We start from the raw sequence: 8,042 nt of genomic DNA, 5'->3' as shown, positions 1-8,042 counted from the left end.
GCGGTGGGAGTCAGAGCCGTTCGAGGTCGGGGCCGCTGGGCTGAGATCCTGGACCAGTGGGTTGAAGATCTCATCCCGGTGCCGGCGCAGTGTCTCCGCGAACTCCGCGACCTTTCCGGCCGCGGCCAGGTCCATCAACCTGCGATGCTCGTTGACGACTTCGGACGCACGTTTTCTGACCACGGAAGCACTGCGCAACAGCATCATCACCTGACGGTCGCGCAGTCTGTCGTAGAAGTCGGTGAACAGGGGATTGCCCGAGAGTTCGACGAAAACCCGGTGGAACCGGATGGCGAGGTCGATGAAGGTGTCGAACGGTCCGTCCGCGAGCGCCCGTTCCTGCTTGGCGATCAGCTCCTCCAGTCGAGGTCTGATCGCGGCGCGGTCTTGGTGCCCGGCTCGTTCGACCCCGATGATCTGCAGGGTCTGCCGCACGTCGGCCGAGTACCGCACCTCCTCCGCGCTCAGTTCCCGAACCAGGGCGCCGCGCTTGGAGTAGATGGTCACCCAGCCTTCGTCCTGCAGCCGAGCCAGCGCGGTCCGCACCGGTGTCCGGCTGACCCCGAGCGCGGCAGCCAACTCGCTCTCGCTCAGCATCACGCCAGGCTCGTGGCGGCCCTCGACGATCGCCGCGCGAATCTCCGCGTACGCGCGTTCGACCGCGCTGACCGCGGGTTTCGAGGACGACGCGTCGGGCTTCGAGGGCATGCCCCAACGATAACGACCTCGACCAGTGCGGACGACCGGGTGGTCGCGCTGGCCTGCTGAACCCCCATGGCATCGGTGTCGAACGGCCCAGCCGGTGATCACGTCGCCCACGGCCGTCCTGGCCGGGTGGCAGGGCATGCCCGAGGTCGCAACAACACCATCCTGATCCGGGCCTGTTCCCCCTCGGTGCGCAGACCCGGATCGTCCAGTGTGGTCCGTAGGAAATCGTGCTGGACCGGGTGCCTCACTCCGGGCTCTGCGGCGCGTCGCCGCCGCGCGCCCGAGTCCTCCGACCGGTACCCGTGGTGACGTCGTTGTCGATCGCCTGGCAGACGCGTTGGCTGATGGCAGCCAACTGGCGTTGCTGGGCGGGGGTGAGGGCGTCGAAGACGAGTCGTCGCACGGTGGCGACGTGGCCCGGCCCGGCCTGGGTCATCTTCTCGTGCCCTGCCTCGGTGAGGGCGGCGAAGCTGTAACGGCTGTCATCCGGGTCGGCGGTTCGCCGGATCCAGCCCTTGTCCTCCAGGCGGCGCAGCAGGTGGGAGACGCGGGAAAGGGAACTGCCGACGGCCTTGGCGATGTCACCGGGCCGCAGGTTCCCGCCGGATGCCGCGGCGAGGACGGCCATGACGTGATACTCGAAATGCGTCATCCCCGCGTCCTGCTGTAGCTGCGCGTCGAGCGCGGCGGGGAGCCGGGTGGCGAACGCGACCACACCGAGCCAGACGCGCTGCTCGTCGTCGTCGAGCCACCGTGTTTCTCGTGCATCCATGGACGGTTGAAGGTGCGGTGTCCTTGCGGGCCCGTTTCCCTCGTCCTCCTCTTCCTTCCGGTGGTGGTCTGCTGCCAGGACTGCGCCGCCGCCGGTCCGGGCGACTCCCGGGACTTGACAGGTGTCCGAGAGGGTAGCCGAATCCTGCGACCCGGTCAGCGTGAACACCGTGAACGTTCACGTCGTTCAGGTTGACGCTTCACGTTGTCCGCCGCTAGCTTCAGCGTGAAGCTTCAACGTCAATCGAGTGTAAGAGGCATTCATGAGCGAGCCCGGGACCAGGTTGCAGGTCGTCTTCGCCGATCTGCGACGTGCCGTTGACGACGTCATCGTCAAGCACCAAGTCACCGTGGAGGAGCTGTCCGCCGCGGCGCAGTGGCTCCAGCAGGCCGCCGACGACGGCGAACTGCAGCTCGTGCCCTTCATCCTGTTCGCGAAGGCCGCGATGAAGGGCACCGACGGCGCCGCGTACGCCCACCCGGAGACGGATGGCGCGAGCCACTGGGAAGTGGAAGGCCCGGTCCATCTGCCCGGCGCCCCGACGCTGCCCAGTCCCGCCGTGCTCCCGATGCGCCCCGACGAGCCGGGTGAGCCCCTGGTCGTATCCGGAACTGTGCGGTCCACCAGTGGCGAGCCGCTGCCCGGCGCGGTTCTCGACGTCTGGCAGATCGACGCCGAGAACGTGTACTCCGGTGTCCAGGACGAGGACTTCGCGCCCTTCCGCATCCGCAACGACTCCAGCGGCATCCCCACCTACAACCTCCGCGGGAAGATCACCACCGACAGCGATGGGCACTACGAGTTCCGCACCGTGATGCCGGGCGTCGAATCCTTCGGCCTGACCCCCGGCGGCGCGCTCGACGCCCTCACCCGTGCTCTGCAACTGCCGGGCAAACGACCCCTGCACATCCACGCCATCGTTCATGCCGACGGCTTCCTGCCGCTGATCACCCAGATCTATTTTGACGGCGACCCGCTCACCATGGGCGTGATCGAAGGCCCCATCCCCTCGGCCGCGGTCAAGACCACCACGTGGCAGCACGACCCCGACGAGCTTCGCGCCCGCGGAGTCGACTGGCCCTACCACGCCTTGGTCTACGACTTCGCCCTTCGGCCGGCGTCCCGGCCTGGCACCCGTCAGTCGGGAGAAGTCCGCGACACACCTGTGGCCGCCGACTGCTGATGGTCTCTCACGGGCCACGCTCGGCTGTGTCGGGAACCTTCAGATTCCGGACACGGCGGGCAACCGGTGGCGGGCGGCCAGCCGGGGTGTGACCGAAGGATCGCGGGCATTCCTGGGCCACCTCGAACAGACCACTCGTGTCATCGAAATCCGGAACGAGTCCGTGTCCGTTGAGGAAGCGCCGGTCAACGAGGTCTTCCTCGGCGTCCGGCATCGTCCACTGTGGGCAGGTCCGAACGGGGCGCGCGCCGACGTGCTGGAGATGGGCCCGGGCACACGGCCGGACGCGGCACACCGCCCTGGCTCGGCACCCAGCGGCTGCCCGGCAGGGCCCTGCGGCCGAGGCCGGTGAGCACCCGGCCGGGCCCGATCTCCACGAACAGTGCAGTCAGCGCCGGACAGCACGCCCCTGGGACTCTACGACGGTCTGAGCGGGGCGGCGCTGGCGCTGTTCCGCCTGTCGGACCCGCTGTACCTGAAGGTCATCGACCGGATCCTCGAAAAGCCTGAACCCGAGGCGATGAACCTGTTTTCCGGCCGTACCGGGCTGGCCCATCTGCTCTTCGAGATCGGTGAGGCGCACCAGGGGCTGGCCATGGCCGAAGCCGTGCACGACCAGGCCAGTGAAGCCGGCGACGGCAGCCCCGGCGGGCTGATGAACGGTCAGTCGGGTGCGGCGGTGCTGTTCGCCCGATGCCGGCGGCTCACCGGAGACGATTTCTGGCGCGACGCTCACCTCGCGGCCGTCGACCGCGCGCTTGAGGCGAAGCGTCACCCCGATCAGCGCGACCTGGGAACCGGCACGGCCGGCATAGCCCTGGCGCTGCTCAGCGGGCTGGATTGGCTCTCGGAGCGGCATCGGGAGACGCTCGGTCACCACGTCGCCGATATCGACGTGGAAGTCATGCCACACGGCGGACTGATCGGCGGGCACACCGGACTGTCCTACGCCTTCGCCCAAGCCGCCCGAGCCTTCCCCGAACTGTCCGCACGGGCCGACGCCCACTTGCGGCGGGTGGGCCGGTACCTGGGATCGCCCGGCCTGTCCAGCACCGCGCTGATCGGACGCCAGTCGGCGCGCTGGTTCTCGGCGGTTGGGCTATGGCGGCTGGTCGCAGCGGGAGTAAGGTGATCCGCGGTGTGCCGGGAAGTCTGGTCGGCGTTGGTTCGAGCACTTCCAGATGGAGCACACAGATGAATGCCGTCCCCGCAAGCGCGATCGCGCGGCTTCGGCGTGCGGTCTTTGCCCGGCACGCCAATCCCTGGAGTGTGTGGACACGCTGGGCAACCGCGCCGTTGGTGCTGGTGCCGGTGTGGACTCGGCGCTGGAGCCATGCGGCGATCGTCGCCACGCGGTTTGCGGTCAACCCGGTGATCTTCCTGAAACCGGCTGATGACCGGGCATGGGCGAGTCGTGCGATGCTCGGTGAGGAGCAGTGGCTCGTCGAGCGTCCCCGGGATGCGGCGCTGGGCGTCAACGCCGCGGCCACCGTTGCCGCTGTCATCGGAGTCGTCGCTGCCCGTCGGCGGCGACTGGGACCCGCGGTCGCGGCAACCGCGGTGCAGATGGCGCTGCTGCTCGTGTACTGGGCGCTGATGGCCCGTTACCTCGCCCGCCATCGGCGGCGGGACCTCCCCGCCAGCGGAGCGGAATCCTGACATGGCATCGATCTACCGAACCCGCGCTGGGCGGGAGGCCATCGCGGGATGGTGCGTCACCCAACTTGACGGCTGGCCGGTGACGCACGAACGTGACGTGGTCACCGCCCACGGCGCCCGGACTCACGTGGTCGCCGCTGGGCGGGGCGAGCGCACGGTGCTGGTCGTGCCAGGCACCAACTTCGGTGCTGCCGCCTACCTCCCGTTGGCCGCCGCGTTGGCGGCGCGGTGTCGGCTGGTCGTGGCCGATCTTCCCGGGCAGCCGGGGCTCAGCAGCGGTGAGCGCGTTCCGAAAGCGGGCCGGCTGGCCTGGTACGGCCGGTGGCTGACCGAACTGGTCGAGCGAACCGGTCAGGGCCCGGTGACCGTCGTGGGCCACTCGTTGGGCGCGGCGATTGCGCTGGCCAGCGACTCACCCCTGGTCCAGCGGCAGTTCCTGGTGTCTCCAGGAGGGTTGACCCGGCTGCGGATCACCCCGGCCGTCCTCACGGCTTCGGTCGCCTGGGTGCTCCAGCCTGGTTCCGGCTCCAGTGCCCGTCTTCTTCGTGTGATGCACGGCCACGGGCGTGCTCCACGACCTGAGCTGGTGGAGTGGATGACGCTGGTGGCCCGGCACGTTCGTTCCAGCGCCGACCCCGGCGACGTCGTGATCGCGGGACGGGATGTCGTTCGCACCGTCGTGGTCGGCGGAGCTGACGTGTTCCTGCCCAACCGCACCCTGGCTCCTGTTGTGCGGCGCAGGCTCGGGGTGGAACTCGGCGTCATCGCGTCGGCCGGTCACCTCGTGGTGGACGAACACCCCGAGAAGCTCGCCGAACTCGTCACCGACGAGGAACAGTGGTCGCGTTCTGGTCGTCCCGGTCACTGCGCTGGCTAGTGCCGCGCCGGGCAATCTTCGCCCGGCCCTGATCGCGTGCTGGTGGACACCCAGAAGTGCCGGTCGCCGCTCGGCCTGGGGCGGATGAGTCACGGCGGACGGTTGGCACGCCGCAACGCGATCGCGCGCTCCGTGCCGGGCTTGCGGGATGCTCATCGCAACCATTAGGTTGCTATCCGATGGCAACTCAGGGGTTGCTAAGGAGTGTGGTGTGGTTTCGGACAGGATCGAACGTGAGAGGGTGCTGCGGCACCCCGTTGAGCGGGTGTGGGCCGCGCTGACCACCGCCGAGGGGTTGTCGCGTTGGTTCGGCTCGGTGGCCGAGATCGATCTACGACCCGGCGGGCGAGCGTACTTCCGCTGGGAGGACCTTGACGAAGAATCCGTCGCCACGATCACGATCGTCGATCCACCACGTCGTTTGGCGTTCAGCTGGCCGATCGAGGGCTGGCCGGGGGACGACGCACCCCAGACGCTGGTGACCTTCACCCTGGAGCCCGTTGCGGGCGGGACCCGGCTGCGCCTGGTGGAGAGCGGGTTCGCGCAGGCCGCCGACGACGTTGCACGTTCCGCCCACGAGGCCAACAGCCAGGGATGGGACGCGGAACTCGGCGACCTGGAGACCCACCTCGATGCGGCCGCCTGATGCACAGGAGCAGGCCGTCGCGGTGTTCGCGGCGCTCACCGACCCGACCCGGCGGGCGCTGCTGGACGAACTCGCCCGCGCCGGACCCGCGACTGTCACCGATCTGGCGCGGCAGCTGCTGATCAGCCGACAGGCAGTGGCCAAGCACCTCGACCGGCTCGCCGAAGCGGGCCTGATCAGCTCCGGTGAACCGGTCGGCCGCCGCCGCCCCTACCGGCTGGAACCAGCCCCCATCCGCGCGGCCCAGGTTTGGCTGGCCACGCTCGCCAACAGGTGGGATGACCGGCTGACCGCGCTGGAACACGCACTGGACGCCACCGCCGCCCGGCACCCGACCAAGGAGCCACCTGACGATGAACCCGCCTGAGTTCACCGCCGGCCTGAACATCGCCATGAAGATCCCCAAGGCGCAGTACGAGGCCACCGTGGCCTTCTACCGCGACACCTTGGGCTTCGCCGTCAAGGAGGAGGACGTTTCCTGCACCCCGACCGTCTCGAGAACTCATTCGGTGCGGTTCGGTCCCAACACGCTGTGGCTGGACTGCGTCGACAACTACAGCCAGCCCGACCTGTGGTTGCAGCTCCACACCGATGACCTGGACGCGGCGAGGGCCACGCTTGCCGGCATCGGCATCCACCCGTGTGACGAGGTCGAACCACTGCGCGATCTCGAAGCCAGAACCCACTGGATCAAGAACCCGGCCGGCGTCGTCCACCTGCTCGTGGAATCCGGCTGAGCCGCCCAGTCCTCACCTGAGCAGCGAAGCTCTACGGGCACATCAAGAAGACCGAGAACCGTGGCAGGTTCGCTCGTAGGCGTGGGAAGAACGCCCCGGACGTTCAGTGTTCCCGGGTGTGTTCGGTGAGTGCCGCGCGGGTGTGGTGGGCGATTTCGAGGTCCTCCCGCGCGGTGAGCACCAGGGTGGCCACCGGGGCGCGCGGCGCGCTGATGTCGGCGTCGGGCTGTGCGCTCTGGTTGGCGTCCTCGTCCAGTACCACACCGAGGTAGCCCAGCCCGGTGGCGGCCGCGGTGCGGACCTCGGGGCTGTGCTCACCGACGCCGCCGGTGAAGACCAGGACGTCCAGACCACCCAGGGCCGCGGTCATGGCGGCGATCTCGCGGCGCAGCCGGTGCGTGTAGACCTCGAACGCCTGGCTCGCCGCCTGCCGGCCGGCGGCGCGGTCGGTGAGGACCTCGCGCAGGTCGCCGCTGCCGCCGGTCAGACCGGCCAGGCCGGATTCGAACTCCAGGGCGTGGGACAGCCGCTCGACGGACAGGCCGGCGTGCTGTTGCAGCCACAGCACCAGGCCGGGGTCGACGCTGCCGGTGCGGGTGGCCATGACCAGCCCGGCCAGCGGGGTGAAGCCCATGGTCGTGTCCACCGACCGGCCACCCGCCACGGCCGCCAGTGAGGCGCCGGCCCCCAGGTGACAGGTGACCGCGCGGAGTTCGGTCACCGGCCGGGCGAGCAGGTCGGCGGCCCGCCGCGTGGCGTGGGCGTGGGACAGGCCGTGGAACCCATAGCGGCGCAGGGCCCACCGGGTGTTCCACTCGCGGGGCAGGGCATAGGTGGCGGCCGCGTCCGGCAGGCTGGCGTGGAACGCGGTGTCAAAGCAGGCGACGGCCGGGACCCGGGGCAGGACGCGGGTCGCGGCGTCGATGCCGGCCACGCCGCGGGGTTGGTGCAGCGGGGCCAGGTCAGCCAGTGCCGCGATCCGGTCCCGGGTGGGGCGGTCCACCACGACGGGGGAGTGGAAGTCGGCGCCGCCGTGCACGATCCGGTGGCCGACCGCGTCCACCCGGTCCAATCCGGTGACGAACCGCTCCAGCCGCGTGGTCTCCTGGGCACCGGCCCAGGCGTCCAGGTCCAGTGACGCCGTCACCTGGTCCCGGCCGTCGAGCAGACGGACCTTGAGGCTGGACGAGCCGGCGTTGACCACCAGCACGTTGGAGTAGTCGGTCATGAACCGTCCTCAACAGCGCCAGACCCGGTCGCGGACCTCGGACAGGTCCGGGTCCGTGCCGTGGGTGCGGGTAGGCCTCGAAGGTGGAGCAGCCGTGGTGTCCCAGTGGGGTCCACCGCGGCCACCTGGCGGGAGGTACCCACACCACGGGCAGGTATTCCCCGAGTTCTGATCGGGTGGTGATCCGCCGGCTGTGGCAGGTGTTGGTGGCTCAGGCCGGCCTCTGCCGGTG

General features: G+C 69.6%; 10 protein-coding genes. 7 read left to right on the top strand and 3 right to left on the bottom strand.

Annotation, left to right across the window (positions count from 1 at the left end; genetic code table 11):
• The coding region (locus LX83_RS24080) for a GntR family transcriptional regulator (RefSeq protein WP_253775187.1) at positions 1-819 on the bottom strand (819 nt) is incomplete at its 3' end.
• A gap of 133 nt (positions 820-952) precedes the next feature.
• Positions 953-1,480 (bottom strand): MarR family winged helix-turn-helix transcriptional regulator, encoded by a 528-nt coding sequence (locus LX83_RS24075; RefSeq protein ID WP_253775185.1) that lies wholly within the window; start codon positions 1,478-1,480, stop codon positions 953-955.
• A gap of 262 nt (positions 1,481-1,742) precedes the next feature.
• Between LX83_RS24075 and LX83_RS24070 the strand changes: the two genes are divergently transcribed.
• From LX83_RS24070 to LX83_RS24040, 7 genes are all read left to right on the top strand, one after another.
• Entirely contained in the window at positions 1,743-2,663 is a 921-nt protein-coding gene (locus tag LX83_RS24070) for a dioxygenase family protein (protein ID WP_253775183.1), read from the top strand.
• Between the two features lie 382 nt (positions 2,664-3,045).
• Positions 3,046-3,795 carry a glycoside hydrolase family protein gene (locus tag LX83_RS24065; protein WP_253775180.1) on the top strand — a complete coding sequence of 250 codons (750 nt, stop codon included), beginning with the start codon at positions 3,046-3,048 and terminating at the stop codon, positions 3,793-3,795.
• Between the two features lie 62 nt (positions 3,796-3,857).
• Positions 3,858-4,322 carry a DUF6653 family protein gene (locus LX83_RS24060; protein WP_253775178.1) on the top strand — a complete coding sequence of 155 codons (465 nt, stop codon included), beginning with the start codon at positions 3,858-3,860 and terminating at the stop codon, positions 4,320-4,322.
• A gap of 79 nt (positions 4,323-4,401) precedes the next feature.
• The gene (locus tag LX83_RS24055) at positions 4,402-5,199 is read left to right on the top strand and encodes an alpha/beta fold hydrolase (protein ID WP_253775176.1); all 798 of its coding nucleotides are present in this window, start codon (positions 4,402-4,404) and stop codon (positions 5,197-5,199) included.
• A 211-nt stretch (positions 5,200-5,410) separates the two neighbouring features.
• Positions 5,411-5,845 carry an SRPBCC domain-containing protein gene (locus LX83_RS24050; protein ID WP_253775173.1) on the top strand — a complete coding sequence of 145 codons (435 nt, stop codon included), beginning with the start codon at positions 5,411-5,413 and terminating at the stop codon, positions 5,843-5,845.
• Complete coding sequence (locus LX83_RS24045; protein ID WP_253775171.1) at positions 5,832-6,212, top strand: ArsR/SmtB family transcription factor; 381 nt, start codon at positions 5,832-5,834, stop codon at positions 6,210-6,212. The genes LX83_RS24050 and LX83_RS24045 overlap by 14 nt, the downstream gene beginning before the upstream one ends.
• Positions 6,199-6,582: a VOC family protein gene (locus LX83_RS24040; RefSeq protein ID WP_253775169.1), complete on the top strand. Its 384-nt coding sequence runs from the start codon at positions 6,199-6,201 to the stop codon at positions 6,580-6,582. The genes LX83_RS24045 and LX83_RS24040 overlap by 14 nt, the downstream gene beginning before the upstream one ends.
• A gap of 103 nt (positions 6,583-6,685) precedes the next feature.
• Here LX83_RS24040 and LX83_RS24035 read toward each other — a convergent pair whose 3' ends face one another.
• On the bottom strand, positions 6,686-7,810 hold the full coding sequence (locus tag LX83_RS24035; RefSeq protein ID WP_253775167.1) for an acetate/propionate family kinase: 1,125 nt from the start codon (positions 7,808-7,810) through the stop codon (positions 6,686-6,688).
• Between the last annotated feature and the right edge of the window lie 232 nt (positions 7,811-8,042).

The sequence above is a fragment of the Goodfellowiella coeruleoviolacea genome (assembly GCF_024171785.1).
Lineage (GTDB): Bacteria > Actinomycetota > Actinomycetes > Mycobacteriales > Pseudonocardiaceae > Goodfellowiella > Goodfellowiella coeruleoviolacea.
The sequence above is the reverse complement of the archived record's forward strand: the minus strand, read 5'-3'. Positions and strand labels throughout refer to the sequence as shown.

What these genes read in the sequence shown, in the direction of transcription:
- LX83_RS24045 (WP_253775171.1), top strand. Translation starts at nt 5,832, where the DNA reads ATGCGGCCGCCTGATGCACAGGAGCAGGCCGTCGCGGTGTTCGCGGCG.
- LX83_RS24070 (WP_253775183.1), top strand. Translation starts at nt 1,743, where the DNA reads ATGAGCGAGCCCGGGACCAGGTTGCAGGTCGTCTTCGCCGATCTGCGA.
- LX83_RS24035 (WP_253775167.1), bottom strand. Translation starts at nt 7,810, where the DNA reads ATGACCGACTACTCCAACGTGCTGGTGGTCAACGCCGGCTCGTCCAGC.
- LX83_RS24040 (WP_253775169.1), top strand. Translation starts at nt 6,199, where the DNA reads ATGAACCCGCCTGAGTTCACCGCCGGCCTGAACATCGCCATGAAGATC.
- LX83_RS24075 (WP_253775185.1), bottom strand. Translation starts at nt 1,480, where the DNA reads ATGGATGCACGAGAAACACGGTGGCTCGACGACGACGAGCAGCGCGTC.
- LX83_RS24060 (WP_253775178.1), top strand. Translation starts at nt 3,858, where the DNA reads ATGAATGCCGTCCCCGCAAGCGCGATCGCGCGGCTTCGGCGTGCGGTC.